Raw genomic sequence first — 24039 nt, forward strand, 5'->3', positions numbered from 1 at the left:
GTTATTTGAAATTTAATCGCAGATTATTTAACGGCGTGATTGAACTCCCGTTTGTTTCGATGTCTATCTGGTGATCGTTTTAATACTGACGGTCTATTTGAATAACATCACGAGAGCTCAATATATATGAAAAAATCAAAAATCATTACTGCCATCACCATCGCCATTTCTTGCGTATCGGCACAGGCGGCTGAAGAAGCGCGCGGTTTCTATGTATTTGGCAATATTGGAACCAATTTCGTTACTCTGGATGCTGTGCGCAATGCGGGTGAAAAATTGCAGCGTGATAACCCGGGCATGCATTTGGATACGACTCAGCAAAAGTCGGGCGCCATGGGCGAAATCGGCGGCGGCTATCGCTTCAATCGCTATCTGGCGCTAGAAGCTTCGTACGCCGATCTGGGCACGTCCGTATCGACTCTGTGGGCGAACGGAGGCGAGGGCAGTTCGGGACGCACCGAAGAAACGGCGGCATGGAAGGCGGAACGGTTCAGCGTGCTCGGTACCTTGCCTGTGACCGAACGCTTCGAAATCTATGGCAAGCTGTCGTTGAATAATGTCCATGGCGATTACACGCTGGCCACGACGGTGCGAAATGCCGCCGGCCACCGTTTCGACACCGAGGCCAAGATGAGCGAGACCGAGTTGCGCGGCGGCCTCGGCCTGGGAGCGGCTTTTGCCTTGAACAAGCACTGGGTGCTGCGTGGCGAGTACGAGTATATCGGCAAGGGGAGCACTGAGTCGAAAGACCTCAAGCCTGAAGCGTCGGCCATGATGCTCGTCAAGGCCGGTGTCGCTTATCGCTTCTAGGCGACCCGGGGCGGCGACGTCGGGAGCGCCGGACCCGCCGGTCCTGGCCGTTGTATTTTCGCATCGGCCGGGCGGCCTGCTGTAGCGGGATGGCGGGTCATTTGCGGCCCAGGCGGACGTCCTTCATCTATCGGGTCTGACCGCCCGCCGCGGCTGCGGGTACAATGTTCCGTGTCATCCCTCTCTTCAGGCAGGTGTTCCTTGGATCTCGTCGAAAAAACGCTTGAATCGGACGTCGTCTACGATGGCGTATTCATCAAGGTCAGCAAAGACCGGGTGCTGTTGCCGGACGGCAAGACCGCATGGCGCGAATATATTCGCCACCCGGGTGCGGTCGCCATCCTGGCGTTGACCGGGGACGGACAGCTCGTGCTCGAACGACAGTACCGGCATGCTCCGGGACGGGTGTTTCTGGAAATCCCGGCCGGCAAGATCGACCCGCACGAGCCGACAGTCGCCACCGCGCGCCGCGAACTGCTTGAAGAAACCGGGTTGAGCGCCGAGCGCTGGACCTGCCTGGGTACGGCCTATCCCTGCATCGGGTATGCCGACGAGGAAATCACGTACTATCTGGCCGAGGGGCTGAGTCAGAGCGAGCGGCAGCTGGACGAGGGCGAATTTCTGGAAGTGTTGACGATGCCGCTGGACGACGTCTATCAGATGGCGCTGACGGGAGAAATCTGCGACAGCAAGAGCCTGGTCGGTCTATTCTGGCTGCGTGCCCACCGCGAAGGAAAATTGCCCGGTGCCGCCGTTTGATCCCTACCGCGACCGGCGCCGCTCGCGCCGTATCGGCGTCGTGTGCAAGGCGCGCATCAAGTCTCCGTTGACCGGGCAGACTCATTACGGCGAGTGCACCGACCTGTCGGTGGACGGCATGGCCCTGCGTTCGTCCTATGTGCCGCAGTTCGGCGAGCATCTGCTGGTGCTGGTGTTGACGCCGCCGGTCGGAGGCATGCCCGGCAAGCCGCTGGAAGTCGAAGTCGAAGTCAAACGGTGCAACGAGGTCGAACGCGGCCTCATCTACGAGATCGGGGCGCATATCGTCGCCCGGCTCGGCTGATCCCTTTCCTCCTTTCCGTCTCCGGAAAGGAATTGCGTCTCTCTCGCGACGCACGTGTGCTATACCCAAAAAAATAGAACGCGATTTTTTGCACCAACTCTTAGAAATGAGCAAGGGGACTGCGGATGCATGCTGCGTCGCGCGTTCCCCTGCAATTTAGCCAGGAGAGAGCCATGCATCCGGATATCTTCAGCCAGTATGCCGCACGCTACGACCGCACCCGGGAAGAAGAGTATACGATTCAGGAGTACCTCGATCTGTGCAAACGCGATCCTGGTGCATACGCGACCGCGGCAGAGCGCATGCTGCTGGCGATAGGCGAGCCGGAGCTGCTGGACACCCGGCATGATCAACGCCTGTCGCGCATGTTCAGCAACAAGATCATCAAGGTCTACCCGGCATTCCGCGAGTTTTTCGGTACCGAGGAAGTCATCGAACAGGTGGTCGCCTATTTCCGCCATGCGGCTCAGGGGCTGGAGGAGAAAAAGCAGATCCTCTATCTGCTGGGGCCGGTCGGTGGCGGCAAGTCGTCGATCGCCGAGAAGCTCAAGGAGTTGATGGAGCTGGTTCCCTTCTATTGCCTGAAAGGGTCGCCGATCAACGAGTCGCCTCTTGGACTGTTCAATCTGGACGAAGATGGCGCCATCCTCGAAGAGCAGTACGGTATTCCGCGCCGTTACCTGAAAACCATCCCGAGCCCGTGGGCGGTCAAGCGTCTGCACGAATTCAACGGCGACATCAGCCAGTTCCGCGTCGTCAAGCGCCACCCCTCGGTCCTGCGCCAGATTGCCGTGGCCAAGACCGAACCGGGAGACGAAAACAATCAGGATATTTCCTCGCTGGTGGGCAAGGTCGATATCCGCAAGCTGGAGAAATACGCGCAGGATGACCCCGATGCCTACAGCTATTCCGGCGGCTTGTGCCTGGCCAATCAGGGCCTGCTCGAGTTCGTGGAAATGTTCAAGGCCCCGATCAAGGTTCTGCACCCCCTGCTGACGGCGACCCAGGAAGGCAATTACAAGGGAACGGAAGGTTTCGGCGCGATTCCCTTCGAAGGCATCATCCTCGCGCACTCCAACGAATCAGAATGGAAGCAGTTCAAGAACAACAAGAATAACGAGGCGTTCCTCGACCGTATTTATATCGTCAAAGTGCCGTACTGCCTGCGCGTGTCCGAGGAGGTCAAGATTTACGACAAGCTGATCCGCAATTCCTCGCTCGGCGACGCGCCCTGCGCGCCGGGAACCTTGAAGATGATGGGACAGTTCGCGGTGTTGTCGCGGCTGAAAGAGCCGGAAAACTCCAGCCTGTTCAGCAAGATGCAGGTCTACGATGGCGAGAATCTGAAGGACACCGATCCCAAGGCCAAGTCGCTGCAGGAATACCGTGATTTCGCCGGTGTCGACGAAGGCATGAGCGGTCTGTCCACGCGCTTTGCCTACAAGATATTGTCCAAGGTGTTCAACTTCGATCATAGCGAGATCGCGGCCAATCCGGTTCATCTGCTCTATGTGCTCGAGCAGCAGGTCGAACGCGAGCAGTTTCCATCGGAGATCGAACAGAAATACATGTCCTTCATCAAGGAATTTCTGGCTCCGAAATATGTCGAGTTCATCGGCAAGGAAATTCAGACCGCGTACCTGGAAAGTTATTCCGAATATGGTCAGAATATTTTCGATCGCTATGTGACTTTTGCCGATTTCTGGATACAAGATCAGGAATACCGGGATCAGGATACCGGCGAAAGCTTCGATCGCACGTCCCTCAATGCCGAGCTGGAAAAAATAGAAAAACCGGCCGGGATATCAAACCCGAAGGATTTTCGTAACGAGATCGTGAACTTCGTGTTGCGCGCCCGCGCAAACAATGGAGGCAAGAACCCGGCGTGGACCAGTTACGAAAAGTTGCGGACGGTCATCGAGAAAAAGATGTTCTCGAATACCGAGGAGCTACTGCCGGTTATCTCCTTCAATGCCAAGGCGAGCACCGAAGATGCGAAGAAGCATGAGGATTTCGTCAACCGCATGGTCGAGAAGGGGTATACCGCCAAACAGGTCCGTTTGCTTTGCGAATGGTATTTGCGCGTGCGCAAGTCGTCCTGAGCGTCGCGGGCCACGACCGGATCCCGCGGCATGAGACAAGGCGGGGGCGACGGCCCCCGCCAAAGCGAGGTGGTTATGTCCCATATCATCGATCGGCGCTTGAACGGCAAGAATAAATCCGCGGTCAATCGCGACCGTTTTCTGCGGCGGTTCAAAGCCCAGATCAAGGAGGCGGTATCCAAGGCGATAAAAGGGCGCAGCATCACCGATCTCGATAGCGGCGAGAAAGTGTCCATACCGGTGAGGGATATCTCGGAACCCGTTTTTCACCATGGTCAGGGCGGGGTGCTCGATCATGTCCACCCGGGGAACGAAGAATACCTGAAGGGCGACCGCTTCACCCGGCCTCAGGGCGGAGGCGCGGGGGCGGGAGGGGGCAAGGCGAGCCAGGACGGGTCGGGCGAGGACGACTTTGTTTTCGAACTCTCTCATGAAGAGTTCATGAACGTATTTTTCGATGATCTGGCCTTGCCCAATCTGATCAAGACCCAGCTCAAGGGTATCGAAGAGATGAAGTCGGTGCGCGCCGGTTATACGAACGACGGCACGCCGGCCAATATCAATATTGTGCGTTCGTTGCGCGGAGCGCTCGCGCGCAGGGTGGCGATGGCGGCGCCGACGTTGACCAGTATCGGCGAGGCGGAGGAGGATCTCGACACCCTGCTGGAATCCGACGATGATGCCGGACTCGATATCCGCGAGCGGCGGCAGCGCATCCATATGCTGCGTGAAAAACTGGGCGCGATACCTTTTATCGATCCTTTCGATCTACGCTATAACAATCGCGTCAAATTGCCCGTACCGACCAGCAAGGCCGTCATGTTCTGCCTGATGGATGTCTCCGGCTCGATGGATGAACCCAAAAAGGATATGGCCAAGCGCTTTTTCATTTTGCTCTACCTGTTTCTGCAACGAAACTACGACAAAATCGAGGTCGTTTTCATTCGCCACCATACGAGTGCCGTCGAAGTCGACGAGCATGACTTTTTCCATTCCCGCGAGTCCGGCGGCACGGTCGTGTCATCCGCGCTCAAGCTGATGCAAGAGATCGTGATGCAGCGCTACGCCACCAGCGAGTGGAATATTTATGCAGCGCAGGCATCCGACGGCGATAACTGGGACAGCGACTCGGCCAACTGCTCGCGCATCCTGTCCGAAGACCTGCTGCCGTATTGCCAGTACTACGCGTATATCGAAATCACCGAGGGAGAACCGCAGAATCTCTGGTACGAGTATCTGAAGGTTCAGCAGATCCACCGCCATTTTGCAATGCAGAAGATCCATGCGGCGGCAGATATCTACCCGGTGTTCCGCGAACTGTTCAAACGCCAGCCCGCGATGCGCTGACACGGGCTGTGGCAAGGGGAGCCAGCATGACAACCCTCTCTAACGGGTCGGAATGGACCTTCGATCTGATCGGCGAGTACGATCGGGCCATCGCCGAGATCGCCGTCGGCGAATACGGTCTCGACGTCTACCCGGTCCAGCTCGAAGTCATCACTGCCGAGCAGATGATGGATGCGTACTCTTCGGTCGGCATGCCGGTCAACTACCATCACTGGTCGTACGGCAAGCATTTCGTCGCCACGGAGAAGAGCTACAAGCGGGGCCAGATGGGGCTGGCCTATGAAATCGTGATCAACTCCAATCCTTGTATCGCCTACCTGATGGAGGAAAACTCCATGACGATGCAGGCGCTGGTGATCGCGCACGCGGCGTATGGGCACAATTCCTTCTTCAAGGGCAACTACCTGTTCCGTTCCTGGACCGATGCTTCGGCCATTGTCGATTACCTGGTCTTCGCCAAGGCCTACCTCACCCGCTGCGAGGAGCGTTATGGAATCGACGCGGTCGAAAGTCTGCTTGATTCGTGCCATGCGCTGATGAACTACGGTGTCGATCGCTACAAGCGGCCACAGAAGTTGTCCTTGTCCAAGGAACAGGCGCGACAGACCGAGCGCGAGCAATACCTTCAGATGCAGGTTAATGATCTGTGGCGAACGATTCCGCGCCGCAGCCGCGACGATGATGGCGAGCGTGCCAACATCCGCTTTCCGTCCGAGCCGCAGGAGAACCTGCTGTACTTCATCGAAAAATCGGCCCCTTTGCTCGAACCGTGGCAGCGCGAGGTCGTGCGCATCGTGCGCAAAGTGGCCCAATATTTTTATCCGCAGCGGCAGACCCAGGTCATGAACGAGGGTTGGGCCACATTCTGGCACTACACCATTCTCAACCGGCTCTACGACAAGGGCTTGATCAACGATGGCGCGATGCTCGAGTTCCTGCAGTCTCACACCAATGTGGTATACCAGCCGCCGGTGACGGCCAAGTGGTACCGCGGTATCAACCCGTATGCGCTGGGTTTCTCCATGTATCAGGACATCAAGCGCATTTGCGAGCATCCGGAGGACGAGGACCGGTTGTGGTTTCCCGATATCGCCGGCAAGAACTGGCGCGAAGTGCTCGATTTCGCGATGCGCAACTTCAAGGACGAGAGCTTTATTTCGCAATATCTGTCGCCCAAACTGATGCGCGAATTCCGGATGTTTTCCATCCGCGACGACGATCGCGACGAAAAACTCGAAATCACGGCCATTCACGACGAAAACGGCTATCACGCGATCAGGCAGAGTCTGTCCGAGCAGTATAACCTCGGCTCGCGCGAGCCGAATATCCAGGTGTGGTCGGTTAATATGCGCGGCGACCGCAGCCTGACCCTGCGCCACAGTATGCATTTGCGGCGGCCGCTGGAGGCGGCGAGCGCGCAGGAGGTGCTTAAGCATGTGGCGCGGTTGTGGGGGTTCGACGTGTACCTGGAAAGTGTGGACGCGGATGGCGAAGTGCGGCAGAGTTTTCAGTCGAAGGCGCCGCCCGTCGATTATTCCTTGCCTTGATGCCGGGACAGTGGAACGAACGCGCGTTGCCGGCGATCGGGGCTGATCAGCTCGGCCAGGCGCACGTCGTACAGCGCTTCCAGCCGCTCCCTGTCCATGACTTCGCGCACGGGGCCGAAAGCCACGGCGCGGCCCCCGTCGAGCAGCAGCACGCGATCGGCGTGGCGCAAGGCCAGATTGATATCGTGCAGGACGGCGGTGACGCCGATGCCTTCCTGTCGCGCGAGGGTCCTGATTTCTCCAAACAAGGCATCGGCCATTCCGAAGTCGAGGGCCGACGTGGCTTCATCCAGCAGCAGGTGGCGTCCTGGGGCAGGGGCCGACAGCAGCTGGCATAGCGCACGTGCGAGGTGGACGCGTTGTCTTTCCCCGCCGGAAAGGTCCGCCATCTGCCGCCCGGCCAGCGCCGTGCTCTGGCACAGGCGTAGCGCATGAGCGACGGCTAGCGGCGAGGGCGCGCCGCGGTAGGCGCCCATTCCGACCACGTCTCCCACTGTCAGTCCTTGCGGGCAGACCGTCGCCTGTTCGACCACCGCGCGGCAGAGGGCCAGCTCGCGAGGCGTCATGTCGGCGATCATGCGGCCATTGATGAAGGCGCCGCCGCCACCCGGCCTCAGCCAGCCCGAGAGCAGCCCCAGCAAGGTGCTCTTGCCGGCCCCATTCGGGCCGACGATGGCCGTGATTTCGCCGCAGAGCGTGCGACAGGACACCGGTGCCAGCAGTCCGCGTCCCTGGCGTACAAAGGTCAGTGCCCGGGCTTCAAGCATCGTAATCCGCCTTGTTGCGCCACAACAGCCAGAGAAAGAACGGTGCGCCGGTCAGGCTGGTGATGACGCCGACCGGTAGCTCGGCCGGATAGATTGCGCTGCGCGCGAGCCAGTCGGCGCCGAGCGCCAGCCAGCCTCCGGCCAGTGGCGCGAGCAGCAGCAGGCGGCGCGAATGGCCGCCGATGCACTGGCGCACCAGGTGCGGTGCCATCAGCCCGATAAAGCCCACCATGCCGCAGCTCGACACCACCAGGCTGCAGGCCAGGGCCGACAACACTACGACGCGCCATGCGCCGCGCCGGACATTGAACCCCATATGCCAGGCGGCTTCCTCTCCCAGCTGCAGGGCGTTGAGCAGCCGCCACTCGCGGTAAAGCAGCAGGCACAAGACCGGGGCAGCCAGCAGGCAGAGCCTGACCAGCGGCCATTCGGCCTGGGCGAAGCTACCCATCAGCCAGAAGGTGATGGTGCGCAAGGAGCCGTCGGGCAGGGTGCAGATCAGCAGGGTCAGCAGGCTGCCGAATACCGCGTTGACAGCGACACCGGCCAGGATCAGGCGCGCCGCGTTTCTGGTCGAACGGCTCATCAGACGGGTCAGGCTCAGCGCGAGCAGGCCGCCGCCGAATGCCGAGAGCGAAACCAGGGGCGTGGGCAGGCCGAGTTGCAAAGCCAGGGCCGCTGCCAGAGCGGCTCCGCCATTGATGCCGATCAGTCCGGGTTCGGCCAGTGGATTATGGAAGCGTGCCTGAATCGCCGCGCCGGCAGACGCGAGCAGGGCCCCGGCACAGAATGCGAGCAAGACGCGCGGCAGCCGCAACTGCCACAGCAGCTCGTGCTCGATCGGGGGGACGCGCCCGGACAGCCAGTCGCCCACGTGAATGCCGCCGGTAGCCGGTGAGTCGAACAGGGAGGCGAGCGCGGTCAGGATCAGGCCCAGGCAGAAGAGGGCGGTCAGGGCCCGGGAGCCTCTATTTGAGGCCAAGCACATCCTGCATGTCGAACAGGCCGTTGCCGGTACCGGCCAGCCAGCCGGCGGCACGGACGGCGCCGTTGGCGAAGGTGGCGCGGCTCGATGCCTTGTGCGTGATTTCGATGCGCTCGCCTGGCGTCGCGAACAGGACGGTGTGATCGCCCACGATGTCGCCGCCGCGGACGGTGGCAAAGCCTATGGTCTTACTGTCGCGTTCGCCGGTGATGCCTTCGCGACCGTAGACGGCGCACTGTTCGAGGTCGCGCCCGAGCGCGGCGGCGACGACTTCTCCCATGCGCAATGCGGTACCCGACGGAGCGTCGATCTTGTGCCGGTGGTGAGCTTCGATGATTTCGACATCGTAGTCGTCGCCGAGAATGCGTGCGGCCGTGTCCAGCAGGCGCAAGGCAAGGTTGACGCCCACACTGTAGTTGGGCGCGCACACGATGCCGATGTCGTGTGCGGCTTTGGCGATGGCGGCTTTGCCTGCCGTGTCAAAACCGGTGGTGCCGATGACCATGTCGACTTTTGCCGCGACGCAGGCCGCCAGATAGCGTAGCGTGGCTTCCGGTCGGGTGAAGTCGATCACGACGTCGGCTTCGGCGAGCGCCGCCTCAAAATCGGCGCTCAGCGCAATGCCGGCGCTGCGCCCGCAGAGCAGTCCGGCATCCTGCCCCAGCAGCGGACTGTCGGCCCGGTCGATTGCTGCGGCCAAACGCATGTCCTTGCGCTCGAGGACGGCTTCGATCAGGCTGCGGCCCATCCGGCCGGTGGCGCCGACGATGACGACATTCCGCACGTCGTTCATGGCTTGACTCCGGCCGGGGCCGAGGCCGCCAGCGGCGCCGAGGCCGGGACGCCGACAAGGATAGGCCGCTCGGCGGGGAGCACGTCGCCTTCGTAGCGGTCGAGCAGGTCGCCCTTGAAGTAGACGGTGAACAGTTTGTCTTGAACCTGCCTGCCGCTCTGAACCAGGCGGTATTTGTAATCCCAGCGGTCGGCATGGAAGGCGTCGTTCAGCAGCGGAGTGCCGAGTACGAAACGAACCTGCGAACGGGTCATCCCCGGTTTGAGTTTGGCCACGGCATCTGCGGTCAGCTGGTTGCCTTGCTGGATATCCATCTGGTAGGGTGGGATCCACGTCAGCGGGTTCAGCGACACATTCGAGGAGCAGCCGGACAAGGCTATGACGGCAACGAGAGTCAGGGCGCGCATGTTACTCCGTTTGATGCGAATTATACGGAAGTGATTAGGCAAAGCCTGGAAAAGGCATTATTATTGCCTAATAAAATGATCCCCCACTTTATATCACGATGAGCAAAGCCAGTCACCTCAAAGATATCGGGCTCAAGGCCACCGGCCCGCGGCTCAAGATTCTCGATTTGTTCGAAAGTGCCGGATCGCGCCATATGTCGGCCGAAGACGTGTACCGCAAGTTGCTGGCCGAAAATATCGATATCGGTCTGGCCACCATCTATCGCGTGCTGACCCAGTTCGAACAGGCCGGCCTGCTGACGCGGCACCACTTCGAAACCGGCAAGGCGGTCTACGAACTGAACGAGGGTAGCCACCACGACCATATGGTCTGCGTGCGATGCGGTCGGGTCGAAGAATTTTTCGATCCCGAAATCGAAGCCCTGCAGGATAGAATTGCGTCGGTACATGGCTTTCATATCGCCGACCATGCCCTGTATATGTATGGCGAATGCCCGGAATGCCTGGCTAAGTCCGAAAAAAAGTAAGCTCCGGCAGTCCGTGCCGGTACCGGTTTGAGGATGCGGCATGATTCCCTGGCTTGGGCGCGAGCTGCTTTTCCCTCCACTCTCTTCAGCGCTGGCCGACCCCGACGGTCTGTTGGCGGCAGGCGGCGATCTGTCCGTGCGCCGGCTGTTGCTGGCGTATTCGCGCGGAATTTTCCCGTGGTATTCTCCGCCTGAACCCATTCTGTGGTGGTCGCCTTCTGCGCGCATGGTGCTTTTCCCGGAGCAACTGCGCGTGACCCGCTCGCTCGACAAGCGCTTGCGCAATGCGCGCTACCGCATCCGGGTCGATTCTGCGTTCCGTGCCGTCATGGAGCGCTGCGCCCGTCCGCGCCCCGGACAGTCCGGCACTTGGATCGTCCCGGAAATGGTCGATGCCTACTGCCGGCTCCATGCCGCCGGGTACGCGCATTCGTTCGAAACCTGGGTCGACGAAAAGCTGGTTGGCGGGCTGTACGGCGTGTCGTTGGGCGGGGTCTTCTTCGGCGAGTCGATGTTCAGTCTCGAACGGGATGCCTCCAAGCTCGCCTTCGTGCATATGGCGCGCCACCTGTCCGGCTGCGGCGTGGGGATGATAGATTGTCAGATGTATACGCCCCATCTCGCAAGTCTGGGGGCGAGTCTGATCCCAAGAGCGCAGTTTCTTGCTACTCTTGAAGAACTCGCCCGGCATCCGCCGTCCGATACTTTATGGACGTATTCATTCGATAATGAGCCATCGTGACGTCGGCCATGCCGTGGCCATTCATTTCTATGCCACCGCGCCTTATGCTTGCAGCTATCTGCGCGAGCGGAAGGCCCGTTCCCAGGTGGCCATCCCCGCTGAGTCGATCGACGCCCATGTTTATAGCCAACTGGTGTTGATGGGGTTTCGTCGCAGCGGCCTTTACATCTACCGTCCGTATTGCGACGTCTGCCGCGCCTGCGTGCCGGTGCGGATACCGGTCGACCAGTTCGTGCCGGATCGCAGCCAGCGGCGGGCGCGGGCGCGCCACGACGACCTCGTCGTCAGCTTGCTGCCGCTCGCGTACAACGCCGAGCACTATCAACTCTATCGCCAGTATCAGGAGGCGCGCCACTCGGGTGGCGGCATGTCCGACGACGACCCGGTGCAGTATTCGGAGTTCATTCTCAAGAGTGGCGTCGACAGCTGGCTGGCCGAGTTCAGGCAGGGGGCGGAGCTGAGAATGGTCAGTCTGATCGATCGTCTGGACGATGGCTTGTCCGCCGTCTACACCTTCTACGAAACGCGCGAGGCGGGTACCAGCTACGGTGTATTCAATGTGCAGTGGCAGGTGGAACTGGCCCGTACCCTGGGGCTGAAATATGTCTATCTCGGGTACTGGATCGAAGAGTGTGCCAAGATGACGTACAAGTCGCGCTATCGCCCGCTGGAAAAACTGATCGACGGCGACTGGGTGCCGTTTCGCGGCTGAAAGCGCTCCGCCGGGGCGGGCGGAGCGGTCGTGCTCAGAAAGGGACCACGCGATCTGCGCCACGGCCCGACAGCACGCGCACGCGCTGATTGACCGCCAGTGGCACGTCCGGATCCTGTACGATCGAGATCATGCGCCCGCTGTCGAGTTTGACTGTGATTTCCAGCGCCATCTTGCTGCCCAGCCCATGTTGGGCCGCATTCGCGCCCACGCCACCGGCCAGTGCGCCGAGAATCGCGCCGACGGCTGCGCCCTTGCCTTGACCTATATTGCTGCCTGCGATGCCGCCGACGGCGGCTCCGCCCAGGGTCAGCAGATCATTGCTGTCGCCTGTGGTCTTGACGTTCTGTATCGATAGAATCGTACCGAGTTGTACCGATTGTGCCTGCTGCATCTGGCCGCGCGAGTAGCCGGTGGCCGAGTCGGTGGCGGCGCAGCCGCTCAACGTTGCGACGGCTGCGATGGCGACGAAGGCTAGGGTATTACGTTTCTGCATGGTCGATCTCCTGCGTTTAGGCTCAGTTAGCTGTTGCCTTGATACATTCTGCTACCAATTTGGGCCCGCGATATACCAGCCCGCTATAAATCTGGATCAGATTGGCACCTGCCGCCATTTTTTCGGCAGCGTCCTTGCCTGACATGATTCCACCGGTACCTATGATTGGCAATGCGCCATCGAGTTCCCTCGCCAGCAACGCGATGACGCGAGTCGACAGAAGGGCGAGCGGGGCGCCCGAGAGGCCGCCGGTCTCGGCGGCGACGGCAGGGTCGGCGATGCCGGGTCGGGCCAGCGTGGTATTGGTGGCGATCACGCCATCGACACGGCGCTCGACCAGAACGCGCGCGAGCGCCGTCAGGTGGTCATCATCCATGTCCGGTGCAATTTTGAGCGCTAGCGGCACGTATCGTCCGTGCGTGTCGGCAAGCAGCTGCTGGCGCTCCTTGAGCTGGGCCAGCAGCGCGGATAGTTCGTCGACCTGCTGAAGCCGTCTCAGGTTGCGGGTGTTGGGGGACGAAACATTGACCGCGATATAACTGGCGTGAGGATAGACCGCATCCATCGCGCTTAGATAATCGTCAGCCGCCTTTTCGAGCGGCGTCGCGGCATTTTTCCCGATATTGATGCCGATGATTCCACCATGGGCACTGGCACGGACGTTCTCAATCAGGGTTTCGACCCCGTCGTTATTGAACCCCATGCGATTGATGATCGCGCGTTGCTGGGGCAGTCGCAGCATGCGCGGCTTGGGATTGCCCGGCTGAGCGCGCGGCGTGACGGTGCCGATTTCTATGAAGCCGAAGCCCAGTGCGGCCAGAGCGGCGATATGGGCGCCGTTTTTGTCCAGCCCGGCGGCGAGGCCGACGGGGTTGGGAAAGCGAAGGCCCATGGCGGTGACCGGACGGCCCGCGGCCCGGGTCGCCAGCAGGCGATCGATGCCGCTGCGGTGCGCAAACTCGAGCAGGCGCAGGGTCACATCGTGCGCGCGCTCCGGGTCGAGACGGAACAAGAAGGGGCGCAACAGGGGGTAAAGCATGACAGCCTCCAGCAAAGAATCGCCGGGCATTATACCCGCGAGCCGGCGCCTTGGCGCGAAATCAGGGGGCTGTCCCGGCCGCTGATGCCTTGGCGTTTTCGGCAGCGGCGGCCTGGCTGAGAGCTTCCAGCTGCTCGAGCGGCAGTCGCGCGTTGGAGCCGCCGCTATCATTGGTCAGTACGGTGATCGCGACACGGCGATTGCGGGCGCGGCCCTCGGTCGTCGCATTGTCGGCGACCGGCGTGTTCTCCGCGCGACCGACCGCCACCATGCGGCCGGGGACAATGCCGTTCTCCTGGAACAGGCGTACCACGCTCCCCGCCCGTGCGGCCGAGAGTTCCCAGTTCGACGGGAAGGTCGGGGTGCTGATGGGGACGTCGTCGGTAAAGCCTTCGACGCTGACCGAGTTGTCGACCGTGCTGAGGACGTGAGCCATCTGGGTCATCAACTCGCGCGTCTGCGGCGAGGGCGTGGCCTGTCCGACAGGAAACAGTGCGCTGTCCTTGATTTCGATGGCGACCCCCTTGGTGGTCTGGGTGATCTTGACCTGTCCGCCCTTGACCAGCGGGTCGAGTACGCGGCGCAGGTCCTGTGCGAGCCGGTTGAGTTTCAGCTGTTCGACCACGTGGGTGTCGGTTTTCAGTGCCTTCGCGATCGGGCGGGTCTGCGGAATCTCTATCATGGTGTTGGCGCTGCCGGCGGGCGGCCCCGCCACCACGGTGACCGAGCCGCCCGTGCGGAAGGCGTTGGTGATCGCCGTCGACAGAACGCGGTACTTGCCTTCGTTTATCGACGAGATGGCGTACATCACGACGAAAAAGGCAAATAGCAACGTTACGAAGTCGGCGTAGGAAACCATCCAACGCTCATGATTTTCATGTTCTTCTTCCGGCCTGCGTCTCATGGTGCTCTCGCGCTAGAAATCAGAAAAAACGGGTATCGAACAAGGTCTTGACGCCGCCCGCCAGCTGCACTCCGATGCGACGGGCGAAGCGGCTGCCCAGATCGTCCTCGGGGGTGTAGTCAAGCGTTTTGTCGGCCTTGATCACGTCCCGCGCGATCGAGGCGACATTGCCGTTGCCGTCCGCCAAACCCAGGCCGATCGCCTGCTCGCCCAACCATATCATGCCACTGAATGTTTCCGGCGTTTCCTTCAGCCGCGATCCGCGTCCGGTCTTGACCGCCTGGATGAACTGGCGATGGATGGTGTCCAGCAGTTGCTGGCGGATCGCCTCCTGCTTCGGATTGAGCGCAGAGTAGGGGTCGCCCATCGCCTTGTTCTCGCCTGCGGTTTTCAGCCTTCGTTCGATGCCGAGTTTTTCCATCAGTCCGGTAAACCCGAAGCCGTCGGAAACGACGCCGATCGAGCCGACGATGCTGGCTTTGTCCACGAAGATTTTATTCGCCGCTGCCGCGATATAGTAGCAGCCCGAAGCGCAAACTTCTTCTACGACGACGTAGATGGGAATCGCCGGGTGCAAATGGCGTTGGCGCACGATTTCGTCATAGACCATGCCGGACAGTACGGGGCTGCCGCCGGGACTGTTGGCCTGGATGATGATGCCGCGCGTTCCTTTGTCTTCCAGTGCGCTCTGCAGTCCGTCAATCAGTTTGTTGGCCGTATCGTTCTCGCTGTCTATGACGCCTTCGAGCCGGATGATGGCCGTGTGCGGGCGGGTCGCCGCAACGGCGCTGTCCTCGTTGCGCCAGAACAGCGCCGCGGCGATGGCAAGTGCGATCATCAGCCATGCCAGGCGAAAGAAAATTTTCCAGCGTCGGCTGCGGCGTTGTTCGATCAATGAGGCCGTGGCCAGCTTTTCCAGTAGTTCGCGTTCCCAGATCTGGTTGTCGCTCACGTGTCAGAACCTCCTGTGCGCGGCAACGCCGCGTCATTGCTGTCGGGTATCAGATAAACCATGCCGTCGCTCTCCTGGACGGTGAGCCGCCGCAGGCGGCTGCCGCGGCAGGGGCCATAGACGCAGTAGCCGCTATCGGCCTCGTAACGTGCACCGTGCATGCTGCAAATGAGGTAGTGCCCGCTCAAATCGAAAATGTCGCCCTCGTTGCAGTCGAGTTCGAGCGGAATGTGGCGACAGGCATTGATATAGGCGTAGACGCGGCCCCCATGGCGAATGGCGAAGGCCGGCATGGCCTGCCCGTCGGCTTCGCACCGGAAACGAACGGCCCGGCCGCTGTCGATCAGGGCCGAGGACGGGCAGATCAGGACAGGTGATTCCGCAGCCATGTGCAGAACTCGTCGAATGAGTCGAACAGGCCCAGCGGCTGGCAGTCGAGCAATGCCTCGCGCGGGTGGGCACCGTAGCATACGCCGGCGCCGCGGGCGCCGGCGTTGTTCGCCATCTGCAGGTCGTGAGTGGTGTCGCCTACCATCAGTGTGCGCTCGGGGGCAATGTCGAACAGGGCGGATAATTGGTGCAGCATTTCCGGATCGGGCTTGGACGCGCACTCGTCTACGGTGCGGCTGGCGGCGAAGCAGGGGGCGATTCCCGTCGCTTCCAGCGCCCGGTCGAGACCGCGCCGGCTCTTGCCGGTGGCGACCGCCAGGATGACGCCGGTCCGTGCCAGGGCGGCGAGGCCTTCGCGTACGCCATCGAACAGTTCCAGCGTTTCATCGCGGCCAAAGTAATGACGACGGTATGCGTCTATCATGGCCGGGTAGCGATCCGGGGTGAGCTCGGGGCAGGCGCAGGCCAGAGCTTCGGTCAGCCCCAGTCCGATGACGTGGTTTGCCGTCGCGCGATCGGGAACCGGCAAACCGAGTTCGGCGCTGGCCAACTGGATCGAGTGCGCGATGTGCGCCGTCGAGTCCATCAGGGTGCCATCCCAGTCGAAGACGATCAAATCAAAGTTCTTGGCCATTTTCTCTCAGTTTCTCGAGGTAGGCGAGCAACTCGTCCGGCAGGGGCGCTTCCAGCGTTAGTGTTTCGCCAGTGACCGGGTGTGGCAGGGTCAGGCGGTAGGCATGCAGGAACATGCGGCGCAGGCCTTGCCGGGACAGGTCGCGATTCGTGGCTGGATCGCCGTATTTGTCATCGCCGGCGATCTGGCAGCCGCTCGCCGCCATATGCACCCGGATCTGATGGGTGCGCCCGCTCTTGAGTCGCGCTTCGAGCAAGGTAAAGCGCCCGAGTCGTTCCAGTACGGTGAAAATGGTGTGCGATGCCTGCCCGCTATCGTCTACCCGTACGCGTCGTTCGCCGTCGGCAGTCAGGTATTTGAGCAGAGGGAACTTGACCGATCCGCCCTTGCCCTGCCACGGCGCGATGCCTAGCGCCAGATAGCGTTTGTCGGGAATATTATCACGCATCATGTCATGCAGCTTCAGTAATGCCGAGCGTTTTTTTGCCAGCATCAGCAGGCCTGATGTTTCGCGGTCCAGCCTGTGGGCGAGTTCCAGGAAACGGTAATCGGGGTGTGCCTTGCGCAGCTGTTCGATCACGCCGAAGGAGATGCCGCTGCCGCCATGTACCGCGACACCGGACGGCTTGTTTATCACCAGCATGAAGTTGTCTTCATAGATGACCGGGAAGTCGGAGCCGGGGGCGGAAGAGACGGGGCGTTCGGCGGTGCGTACTGGCGGGATGCGGATTTCATCGCCGTCGGCGAGGCGATAGGAGGCGTCGATCCGTCCGCGGTTCACACGAACCTCGCCTGAGCGAAGGATGCGATAGATATGACTCTTGGGAACGCCTTTGAGTATGCGTACCAGATAGTTATCTATACGCTGCCCGGCGTCCTCCGCGTCTATGTGCTGGAAGCTTACGGAATCTTTGCGATTATCAGTCATTTTGCTTATACTTCTTGCGCCTGGTCACATAATTCTTGTGGGCAGTGTGAATCCGGAAACAAGGTCAACCGCTCATTGCGGGTTGACGCTGCTGCGGGGCAATGAAACGGCCGGCAGGGTGAGACCCTGACCTGACGCCGCTTTGACCGGCCGCAGCCAAAGGTTATCTCGCTCACCGAAAAGCAGCGATGGTAAAGCATTTGAACGCATAACGCACTCATTAGCATTCCATCCCCTGATGCAAAGCCAGTCAGGGGACCGCGCAGCAAAGTTTGACCCGGCGCGATGCCTCTCACCGTCCTCGTGACGAAAACCCCGCTGGACGCGAAACGGGGCATCGTGTGACGTATCTCAGGAAGTAGGCTTGCATGTATCGGTTTCAGCGCTCTTTATATTAAGATCACTTCTTTCGGAAAGCGCCCATCCTTAGCCACTGGGCCGTCAAATACTTGCTGTGTCCTTGCGTGAGTGCCGCGCAGGGAAGGTTTACATGAAACGAATGCTGTTTAATGCGACGCAAGCCGAAGAGCTGCGCGTTGCTATCGTCGACGGACAAAAACTCGTCGACCTCGATATCGAGACGGTCGGCAAGGAGCAGCGCAAGGGGAATATCTACAAGGGTGTGATCACCCGTATCGAGCCCTCCCTCGAAGCCTGCTTCGTCGACTACGGTACCGAACGCCACGGCTTCCTGCCGTTCAAGGAAGTCTCGCGTTCGTATTTCCAGGGCTATGAAGGCGGCCGTCCGCGTATCCAGGACGTGTTGCGCGAAGGCATGGAAGTCTCCGTCCAGGTCGAAAAGGACGAACGCGGCAATAAAGGCGCGGCCCTGACGACCTATATCAGCCTCGCTGGCCGCTATTTGGTCCTGATGCCGAACAACCCGCGAGGCGGGGGCGTTTCGCGTCGCATCGAAGGCGAAGAGCGCCAGGAACTCAAGGATCTGCTCGCCCAGCTGGAAGTGCCGCAAGGGATGAGCCTGATTGCCCGCACGGCCGGCATCGGACGCAATTTCGAAGAGCTGCAGTGGGATCTGGGCTATCTGCTGCAACTGTGGCGTGCGATCGAAGGCGCTTCCGGCGCCCAGACGGCCCCCTTCCTGATCTTGCAGGAAAGCAGCCTTGTCATCCGCGCGATCCGCGATTACTACCATCCGGACATCGGCGAAATTCTTATCGATACCGACGAGATCTATGAACAGGCGCGCCAGTTCATGAGCCATGTCATGCCTAACACGCTGAGCCGTGTGAAGCTGTACAAGGATCAGGTGCCGCTGTTCTCGCGTTTCCAGATCGAGCATCAAATCGAAACGGCCTTCTCGCGCAGCGTGCAATTGCCGTCTGGCGGCGCCATCGTTATCGACCATACCGAAGCGCTGGTGTCGGTCGATGTCAACTCGGCGCGTGCGACCAAGGGCTCGGATATCGAAGACACCGCTTTCCGCACCAATATGGAAGCGGCGGAGGAGATTGCCCGTCAGCTGCGCTTGCGCGACCTGGGCGGCCTGATCGTTATCGATTTTATCGATATGGAAACCCCGAAGAACCAGCGTGACGTCGAAAACCGTCTGCGCGAGGTTCTCAAACATGATCGCGCCCGCGTTCAGATGGGCAAGCTGTCGCGTTTCGGCCTGCTTGAATTATCGCGCCAGCGCCTGCAGCCGTCGTTGGGTGAAACCAGTCACGAGCCGTGCCCGCGTTGCCATGGCATCGGCTTCATTCGCGGTACCGAATCGTCGGCCCTGCATATCCTGCGCATCATCCAGGAAGAGGCGATGAAGGAGAATACCGGCGCCGTGCATGCGCAAGTGCCGGTTGATGTGGCGACTTTCCTGCTCAACGAGAAGCGCGCCGAGATCTATTCGATAGAGGAGCGGCTTGACGTTGCAGTCGTGCTTATCCCGAATATCCATCTGGAAACGCCGCATTACAAGATCGTGCGCCTGCGTCACGACGATCTGACCGAATTGGGCGATGCCCCGAGCTATAGCCGGGTCGAGATCCAGGATGAGGATCTGACCATTACCTTCGGTCAGGAAAAGCCGAAAGTCGAGCGACAGGAGGCGGCCGTCAAGGGGATCACCCCGCCGCAACCCGCCCCGAATCGTCCTTTGCCGGAAGTGGCTCCTGCCGTTGTGGCCGAGCCTGGCGTGCTGGCTCGTGCCGTCGCCTGGCTCAAAGGCGTGTTCGCCGGATCCGAGCCGGCCGCGCCGGCGCCTGCCCGCGATGCCGAAGCGGTGCGTCCGTCCCGCCAACGCAATGACCGTCGCCCTGGTGCGGCTTCGTCGCGCCGCCCGGCGGGAACGGGCGAAGAGAAGCGTCGCCCCTCTGCCCGCGCTGAACGCGGCGAACGCCCGGAACGCAGCGAACGCCCGGAACGCAGCGAACGCCCGGAACGCAGCGAACGCCCGGAACGTAGCGAACGTCCGGAACGCAGCGAACGCGCTGAACGCAGCGAACGCGCTGAACGCAGCGAACGCCCGGAACGCGGCGAACGCCCTGCACGAGCCGAGCGCAGTGAACGTCCCGATCGTGCGGAACGTGCCGAGCGTGGTGAACGGCCGGATCGTGCGGAACGCGGCGAACGTGCAGAAAATGGAGAACGTCAGGAAAAGCCCGAACGCAGTGAGCGTGCCGAGCGTGGCGAGCGCACCCGTCGCGAGAGAGGCGAGCCCCGCGAGCCGCGTGAAAATCGCGAAGCGGGTGCCGATGAACGCCCCGCTCGTCGTCGCCCGGAAGCCGAGGCCGATGCGAGCGCCGTGCGCCCCGAAGCGCCGGTCGATTCGGCGGTGGCGGAATCCGGCGATGCGCCGCGTCGTCGTCGTCGCGGCCGTCGCGATCGTCGCCGCGATCAGGTTGAAGGGATGGAAGGCGCTGTCAATGAGTCCGGCGAAACGTTGCCGGTCGCCGAGACGCTGCCGGTAAGCCAAGCCATCGCCGATGCGCCGCTTGCGGTCGAACCGGTTGCCGGCATCGAAGCGCCGGCTGCCGTTGAAGCCGCTACCCGCGCTGATGCGCCACTTGCGGTCGAACCGGCTGCCGGTGTGGAAACGCCTGCCGTCGTCGAAGCCGCCGTCGAGGTTCCTGCTACGGTCGAGCCGACTGCCGGTGAGCAAGTGCCGACTGTCGGCAGTGTTGAAACGGCGGTTGTGCTCGAGCCGCTTGCCCGTGCGGAGACTCCGGTTGCCGTCGATGTTGTTGTCGAAACACCGGCTGTGGCCGAGCCGCTTGCCCGTGTAGAGACTCCGGCTGCCGCCGATGTGGTTGTCGAAGCACAGGTCGTGGTCGAGCCGCGCGCCAGCGTGGCGGCCCCCGTCGCCGTCAGCATCGAGTTGCCTGTTGCGGTCGAATCCGTCGCCGGCGTGGAAGCGCCGGTCGCGGCCGAAGCCGCCACCGTCGTTGAAGCACCGGAAACACCGCTTGCGGCCGAGCCGGTGCCTGGCGTGGCAGCGCCGGTCGTAGCCGAGGCGGCCTCTGTCGTCGAAACGGCCGATGCGCCTGTCGCCGTTGAACCTGCACCGGTCGTGGCCGAACTGGGGGGGCTGGTGATGGTGAGCACAACGCGCAGCGTTCAGGTGGCGGAGCCGGAGATTCCCGCTCCTGAAGCCGGCCTGCGTCGCCGTGACATTGTTGCGCGCCAGACATCCAATGAAGAAGCGGCTCCGGTGTTGCAACAGGTTCAGACGCGCCACGATCTGTCTTGATGCGATGCCTCGCCCCGCGGTCGGAGTTCTGATTGCGGGGCGCCGGACGCCCGACGGGCCGCCATTTTGGGCGGCCTGTTTTTTCACAAAAAGCTTGACGTAGTGAGTATGTACGGGTAAGATGCACTTCTCTTAAGGCAATTCCCTGATAGCTCAGTTGGTAGAGCGACGGACTGTTAATCCGCAGGTCGCAGGTTCGAGCCCTGCTCGGGGAGCCACCCATTCGAAACCCCAGTCAGAAATGACTGGGGTTTTTTTATCGAAAAGGGGACGCGAGGAAGCCGGCGGCTGCCGGCTTCCCTTTGAGCGATTATTTTCCGATCGGCACTTCTGCCGGAATATGCAGCCCACGGTAGCCGCCAGCGCAGCCTGATAGTCCTCCTCTGTTCTTATCGGTCGAATGTTCATGGTTCACTCCTTTCCATTTCACGGCCGTCACGTCAATCTTGTCATACTCCGCGTGCGTCCCGACGAATTTGATATACACAGCCTGATAGCGATAAGCTACGTCGATAAGCAGGTGAGTGGGGCAGGCTTGAAGACCGACGGTATCGTGCTCGCGGTTCAGCTCAGGTTCTGTGATTTCAGGGCGAGGCAGGCGCGATTCGTCGAACGGTTGCCCGACTCTATCCTGGATGATGCGATCGCGAAGCTGGCGGCAGTCATCGGCGTAGACGAATAAGCATTCCAATGCCCCGCGTATGCGGGGCATTTCTGTCTCTTTGCCCCGCCAGCTGCCTGGGTATGGGGGGCGTTCTCACTGGATGCGTGCCGATGATGGGGGCGGACGGACGCATGGGATAAAGCCCGTGTTGCACACGCGGGTGGAGCCCGCACTATTCCCTCGTTACCGCCCAATTCCAATTCTTGCCCTGATCGTGGTGTGTCACTGGAGCATGAGGGGGGCGAGCTGAGGACGCCATTTGGAAAAGACGCAGGGAGCGGGTCAGATACTGTGTTGCGGCTTATGAATGACTGCGTCTGTTTCACGCATGCGGGTTGCCGTGAGCAGCAATGCCGGTCGACATCGCAACTGGAGCTGGCAGGGTGCTTGTCCGGGCGGGCTGGGAAATACTGCGCTGTCTCGGCTGCCCCTATGCCGATTAAGCGGCCCGCGATGGCCGGCAGCTTGAAGCGGCGCTTGAAAATGTTTTATAGTACGTGGGCGCTCAATCGATGATCCGCGGGTCCGCGCCCACTTTTGCAATGCCCATAGCCTGAGACGAGAGCAGATGCCGAACGACACCACAGCGGACCTCAAGCAGTTCGGCGACTCGAGCTTCATCATCAAAACCCCGGATGGGGTTTACGTCGATCTCGCCCGGCTTGACTCGACCTCCCAGTTTGTACTCTTCGCCGACCGCATCCATACGTCTGCTTACTATTTTTCCGGGCTCGACTGCAAGGTGTTCCAGCAACTGCTGGGGCGCGAAACCCCCGCGGACCTGCTGGCACGCTACGGAAGCGGCAAGACGAAGATCACGGTGCTGCGCTTTGCGTCCGATATCCTGACTTTTCCGGCTGAACGAAGGGCCTTGTATCGTTCTCCATTTCTGACCGCACAGGGAGAAGCCGAGTATCTGTTTGAGTTGGTCATGATGGACAAGTCCGTGTTGACCCCTCTATACCAGGAGAACGAATCGGGTGTGTCCGAGTTCGTCGGCAGCGAGAAGCGGGTGATGCCAGTCCGGGCCAGCCTGGCGCTGGACGAATTCGTCGCGGCGATGTGGCTGCAAGGCATACGCTACGGTTTCGACGTCGATCTGGTCGCGGACTATATCGCGAATGGCCGAACAGGCAGGATCGTCGTCGCCCGCCCGCTGGCGCCCGGCGAAAGCCTGGATGCCTGCGTGCATGAAGAAACGAAGAAACTCTATCGCGATAATGCGCCGCGCAAGCTTTCCGATGGGCGGGTCGACCTGAAGCAATTCAAAAACCGCTTTCCGCAGATACGGCAAGGCGAACGCTTGCTGAAAAAAATCCCCCGTGTCCTTGGCGAGGCGGGAGTGGACATCGGAGGCCGACCGATTGAGGCCGAGGTGCCGCAGGATTTCGATCTGGTCGCGCTGGCCGGGGAGGGAACCCGTATCGAACGCACGCCGGAGGGGGAATTCATCGTCGCCAGCATGGATGGTTTTCTCAATATCGATACCGAAACCAACCGGATCGCCGTGATGGAGAAAATCGTCAATTACACCGGTGTGAGCATGCGTACGACGGGGGATATCGCGCTGGACGGCGAACACTTCGAAGAGCATGGCGAGGTTCAGGAAAAAAGGGTAATCGAGGGGCGCAATATCACGGTGATGGCCGATGTGTTCGGCAAGGTTTTGTCGAGCGGCGGGGCGGTTCTCCTCAAGCAGAACCTCGTCGGCGGCAGTGCCGTGAACATGGCTGGCGACATTGCGGTGGAGGGCTTGACGTCGAATGCCGTGGTCGAGGCCAGGGCGGGTTCGATTACGCTGGCGCGGGCCGAGAATTCGCTGATCGTGGGGCGACGCGTGAAAATCGATTCCGCGGTCAACTGCACGATCGTGGGCGAGTGTGTCGATGTATCCGTTTCACTGGGCAGCCTTGTGGCCGGCAAGGAGATCCGTATCGCGCACGCGCAGTCGCGGCGTGAGCGGCAGACCGAGGTGTCCGTCCTGCTGCCGGATACGACGGCCCTGGCGGGGAGGATAGCCAAGCTCGAATGGCGGATCGGCGAAATCACGGTACGAACGGACGAACTTCGCGCGCAGATGGACGCTCTGTCGCAAAATACCGAAGTCAGAAGCTATATGATCATCACCGGACGGCTGCAGCGTAAGGAAATGACGGTGACGGACGAGCAGAAAATCGCGCTGCAGAAGTTGGGGCAGCGCGTGGCACCGGTCCTCAAATCCATTGCGGCGATCAAGGCGGAGTTCCTGGCCTTGAGCCAGGAGCGGAAAAGTTTGCAGGACAAGGCGTCGGGCTTTGCCGCGAAAGGGCGGGCGGCTTTCGACGGCATCGTGTGTTCGATCGCCGAATTTGAAAAAGACACGCTGGTCCGGAAATTATCCGTCGATGTCGGCGTGCTGTTCGCCTTGTCGCCAAAGGAGCTGAATGCACGGTTATGCGACACCGCCCGCCCGGCGGATCGCTTGCCCGTGCTCGCTGCGCCGTTTTTCTGGCAAGCCGAGGTCTCCGCTGTTCCGGGCTGAGACCGC

Annotated in this window: 23 protein-coding genes and 1 tRNA gene; 12 read left to right on the top strand and 12 right to left on the bottom strand. The window is 61.0% G+C overall.

The window, feature by feature from the left end:
• Nucleotides 1-126 precede the first annotated feature (126 nt).
• The 6 genes from G520_RS23915 (at nt 127) to G520_RS0106090 (ending at nt 6869) form a co-directional block, all read left to right on the top strand.
• Complete coding sequence (locus G520_RS23915) at nt 127-810, top strand: porin family protein (RefSeq protein WP_028534869.1); 684 nt, start codon at nt 127-129, stop codon at nt 808-810.
• 201 nt (nt 811-1011) lie between these two features.
• Complete coding sequence (locus tag G520_RS0106070) at nt 1012-1569, top strand: NUDIX domain-containing protein (RefSeq protein WP_028534870.1); 558 nt, start codon at nt 1012-1014, stop codon at nt 1567-1569.
• Entirely contained in the window at nt 1556-1873 is a 318-nt protein-coding gene (locus G520_RS0106075) for a PilZ domain-containing protein (RefSeq protein WP_028534871.1), read from the top strand. The genes G520_RS0106070 and G520_RS0106075 overlap by 14 nt, the downstream gene beginning before the upstream one ends.
• A gap of 173 nt (nt 1874-2046) precedes the next feature.
• Complete coding sequence (locus G520_RS0106080; RefSeq protein WP_028534872.1) at nt 2047-3975, top strand: PrkA family serine protein kinase; 1929 nt, start codon at nt 2047-2049, stop codon at nt 3973-3975.
• 75 nt (nt 3976-4050) lie between these two features.
• A complete protein-coding gene (locus G520_RS0106085; RefSeq protein WP_028534873.1) occupies nt 4051-5322 on the top strand; it encodes a YeaH/YhbH family protein in 1272 nt (423 codons plus the stop codon).
• 26 nt (nt 5323-5348) lie between these two features.
• Nucleotides 5349-6869 (top strand): SpoVR family protein, encoded by a 1521-nt coding sequence (locus G520_RS0106090; RefSeq protein ID WP_028534874.1) that lies wholly within the window; start codon nt 5349-5351, stop codon nt 6867-6869.
• Here G520_RS0106090 and G520_RS0106095 read toward each other — a convergent pair.
• The 4 genes from G520_RS0106095 to G520_RS0106110 are packed head-to-tail and all read right to left on the bottom strand — an operon-like array spanning nt 6854 to nt 9821.
• Nucleotides 6854-7636 carry an ATP-binding cassette domain-containing protein gene (locus tag G520_RS0106095; protein ID WP_028534875.1) on the bottom strand — a complete coding sequence of 261 codons (783 nt, stop codon included), beginning with the start codon at nt 7634-7636 and terminating at the stop codon, nt 6854-6856. The two genes, G520_RS0106090 and G520_RS0106095, sit on opposite strands and share 16 nt — an antisense overlap.
• Nucleotides 7629-8618 (bottom strand): FecCD family ABC transporter permease, encoded by a 990-nt coding sequence (locus G520_RS0106100; protein WP_051229111.1) that lies wholly within the window; start codon nt 8616-8618, stop codon nt 7629-7631. The genes G520_RS0106095 and G520_RS0106100 overlap by 8 nt, the downstream gene beginning before the upstream one ends.
• Nucleotides 8605-9414 carry a 4-hydroxy-tetrahydrodipicolinate reductase gene (gene dapB, locus G520_RS0106105; RefSeq protein ID WP_028534877.1) on the bottom strand — a complete coding sequence of 270 codons (810 nt, stop codon included), beginning with the start codon at nt 9412-9414 and terminating at the stop codon, nt 8605-8607. Before dapB ends, G520_RS0106100 begins: the two co-directional genes overlap by 14 nt.
• On the bottom strand, nt 9411-9821 hold the full coding sequence (locus tag G520_RS0106110; RefSeq protein WP_028534878.1) for an outer membrane protein assembly factor BamE: 411 nt from the start codon (nt 9819-9821) through the stop codon (nt 9411-9413). The genes dapB and G520_RS0106110 overlap by 4 nt, the downstream gene beginning before the upstream one ends.
• Before the next feature lie 98 nt (nt 9822-9919).
• On the opposite strand from G520_RS0106110, the gene fur reads away from it, so the two are divergent.
• Genes fur through G520_RS0106125 form a run of 3 tightly spaced genes read left to right on the top strand, consistent with a single transcriptional unit; the run spans nt 9920 to nt 11802 of the window.
• Nucleotides 9920-10348, top strand: coding sequence for a ferric iron uptake transcriptional regulator (gene fur, locus G520_RS0106115; protein WP_028534879.1), 429 nt, complete (start codon nt 9920-9922; stop codon nt 10346-10348).
• Between the two features lie 40 nt (nt 10349-10388).
• Nucleotides 10389-11090, top strand: coding sequence for a leucyl/phenylalanyl-tRNA--protein transferase (aat, locus tag G520_RS0106120; RefSeq protein WP_028534880.1), 702 nt, complete (start codon nt 10389-10391; stop codon nt 11088-11090).
• Entirely contained in the window at nt 11077-11802 is a 726-nt protein-coding gene (locus G520_RS0106125) for an arginyltransferase (RefSeq protein ID WP_028534881.1), read from the top strand. Before aat ends, G520_RS0106125 begins: the two co-directional genes overlap by 14 nt.
• Nucleotides 11803-11836: 34 nt before the next feature.
• Here G520_RS0106125 and G520_RS0106130 read toward each other — a convergent pair whose 3' ends face one another.
• The 7 genes from G520_RS0106130 to G520_RS0106160 form a co-directional block, all read right to left on the bottom strand.
• A complete protein-coding gene (locus G520_RS0106130; RefSeq protein ID WP_028534882.1) occupies nt 11837-12298 on the bottom strand; it encodes an outer membrane lipoprotein in 462 nt (153 codons plus the stop codon).
• A gap of 22 nt (nt 12299-12320) precedes the next feature.
• The gene (locus tag G520_RS0106135) at nt 12321-13337 is read right to left on the bottom strand and encodes a quinone-dependent dihydroorotate dehydrogenase (protein WP_028534883.1); all 1017 of its coding nucleotides are present in this window, start codon (nt 13335-13337) and stop codon (nt 12321-12323) included.
• 61 nt (nt 13338-13398) lie between these two features.
• On the bottom strand, nt 13399-14241 hold the full coding sequence (gene motD / locus G520_RS21790) for a flagellar motor protein MotD (RefSeq protein ID WP_051229113.1): 843 nt from the start codon (nt 14239-14241) through the stop codon (nt 13399-13401).
• A 19-nt stretch (nt 14242-14260) separates the two neighbouring features.
• Nucleotides 14261-15193 carry a S49 family peptidase gene (locus G520_RS0106145; RefSeq protein WP_028534884.1) on the bottom strand — a complete coding sequence of 311 codons (933 nt, stop codon included), beginning with the start codon at nt 15191-15193 and terminating at the stop codon, nt 14261-14263.
• Complete coding sequence (locus G520_RS0106150) at nt 15190-15582, bottom strand: Rieske (2Fe-2S) protein (protein ID WP_028534885.1); 393 nt, start codon at nt 15580-15582, stop codon at nt 15190-15192. Before G520_RS0106150 ends, G520_RS0106145 begins: the two co-directional genes overlap by 4 nt.
• The gene (locus G520_RS0106155) at nt 15558-16217 is read right to left on the bottom strand and encodes an HAD-IA family hydrolase (RefSeq protein ID WP_028534886.1); all 660 of its coding nucleotides are present in this window, start codon (nt 16215-16217) and stop codon (nt 15558-15560) included. Before G520_RS0106155 ends, G520_RS0106150 begins: the two co-directional genes overlap by 25 nt.
• Complete coding sequence (locus G520_RS0106160; RefSeq protein WP_028534887.1) at nt 16201-17145, bottom strand: RluA family pseudouridine synthase; 945 nt, start codon at nt 17143-17145, stop codon at nt 16201-16203. Before G520_RS0106160 ends, G520_RS0106155 begins: the two co-directional genes overlap by 17 nt.
• 490 nt (nt 17146-17635) lie before the next feature.
• Between G520_RS0106160 and G520_RS0106165 the strand changes: the two genes are divergently transcribed.
• Entirely contained in the window at nt 17636-20848 is a 3213-nt protein-coding gene (locus tag G520_RS0106165; protein WP_028534888.1) for an Rne/Rng family ribonuclease, read from the top strand.
• A 142-nt stretch (nt 20849-20990) separates the two neighbouring features.
• Nucleotides 20991-21066: transfer RNA gene (locus tag G520_RS0106170), tRNA-Asn, on the top strand.
• 92 nt (nt 21067-21158) lie between these two features.
• Here the strand turns inward: G520_RS0106170 and G520_RS24350 are convergent.
• Nucleotides 21159-21560 carry a type II toxin-antitoxin system HigB family toxin gene (locus tag G520_RS24350; protein ID WP_084637499.1) on the bottom strand — a complete coding sequence of 134 codons (402 nt, stop codon included), beginning with the start codon at nt 21558-21560 and terminating at the stop codon, nt 21159-21161.
• A gap of 520 nt (nt 21561-22080) precedes the next feature.
• Between G520_RS24350 and G520_RS21800 the strand changes: the two genes are divergently transcribed.
• Nucleotides 22081-24033, top strand: coding sequence for a flagellar assembly protein A (locus G520_RS21800; protein ID WP_051229115.1), 1953 nt, complete (start codon nt 22081-22083; stop codon nt 24031-24033).
• Nucleotides 24034-24039: the final 6 nt, after the last annotated feature.

The sequence above is a fragment of the Paludibacterium yongneupense DSM 18731 genome (assembly GCF_000422925.1).
GTDB classification, from domain to species: domain Bacteria; phylum Pseudomonadota; class Gammaproteobacteria; order Burkholderiales; family Chromobacteriaceae; genus Paludibacterium; species Paludibacterium yongneupense.

Bases quoted from the DNA above. Each gene is read 5' to 3' on its own strand.
- G520_RS21800 (WP_051229115.1), top strand. From the start codon at position 22,081: ATGCCGAACGACACCACAGCGGACCTCAAGCAGTTCGGCGACTCGAGC.
- G520_RS0106135 (WP_028534883.1), bottom strand. From the start codon at position 13,337: ATGCTTTACCCCCTGTTGCGCCCCTTCTTGTTCCGTCTCGACCCGGAG.
- G520_RS0106150 (WP_028534885.1), bottom strand. From the start codon at position 15,582: ATGGCTGCGGAATCACCTGTCCTGATCTGCCCGTCCTCGGCCCTGATC.
- G520_RS0106095 (WP_028534875.1), bottom strand. From the start codon at position 7,636: ATGCTTGAAGCCCGGGCACTGACCTTTGTACGCCAGGGACGCGGACTG.
- G520_RS0106110 (WP_028534878.1), bottom strand. From the start codon at position 9,821: ATGCGCGCCCTGACTCTCGTTGCCGTCATAGCCTTGTCCGGCTGCTCC.
- G520_RS0106085 (WP_028534873.1), top strand. From the start codon at position 4,051: ATGTCCCATATCATCGATCGGCGCTTGAACGGCAAGAATAAATCCGCG.
- G520_RS0106165 (WP_028534888.1), top strand. From the start codon at position 17,636: ATGAAACGAATGCTGTTTAATGCGACGCAAGCCGAAGAGCTGCGCGTT.
- G520_RS0106155 (WP_028534886.1), bottom strand. From the start codon at position 16,217: ATGGCCAAGAACTTTGATTTGATCGTCTTCGACTGGGATGGCACCCTG.
- G520_RS0106160 (WP_028534887.1), bottom strand. From the start codon at position 17,145: ATGACTGATAATCGCAAAGATTCCGTAAGCTTCCAGCACATAGACGCG.
- G520_RS0106125 (WP_028534881.1), top strand. From the start codon at position 11,077: ATGAGCCATCGTGACGTCGGCCATGCCGTGGCCATTCATTTCTATGCC.
- G520_RS0106090 (WP_028534874.1), top strand. From the start codon at position 5,349: ATGACAACCCTCTCTAACGGGTCGGAATGGACCTTCGATCTGATCGGC.
- G520_RS0106130 (WP_028534882.1), bottom strand. From the start codon at position 12,298: ATGCAGAAACGTAATACCCTAGCCTTCGTCGCCATCGCAGCCGTCGCA.
- aat (WP_028534880.1), top strand. From the start codon at position 10,389: ATGATTCCCTGGCTTGGGCGCGAGCTGCTTTTCCCTCCACTCTCTTCA.
- G520_RS0106080 (WP_028534872.1), top strand. From the start codon at position 2,047: ATGCATCCGGATATCTTCAGCCAGTATGCCGCACGCTACGACCGCACC.
- dapB (WP_028534877.1), bottom strand. From the start codon at position 9,414: ATGAACGACGTGCGGAATGTCGTCATCGTCGGCGCCACCGGCCGGATG.
- G520_RS24350 (WP_084637499.1), bottom strand. From the start codon at position 21,560: ATGCCCCGCATACGCGGGGCATTGGAATGCTTATTCGTCTACGCCGAT.
- motD (WP_051229113.1), bottom strand. From the start codon at position 14,241: ATGAGACGCAGGCCGGAAGAAGAACATGAAAATCATGAGCGTTGGATG.
- fur (WP_028534879.1), top strand. From the start codon at position 9,920: ATGAGCAAAGCCAGTCACCTCAAAGATATCGGGCTCAAGGCCACCGGC.
- G520_RS23915 (WP_028534869.1), top strand. From the start codon at position 127: ATGAAAAAATCAAAAATCATTACTGCCATCACCATCGCCATTTCTTGC.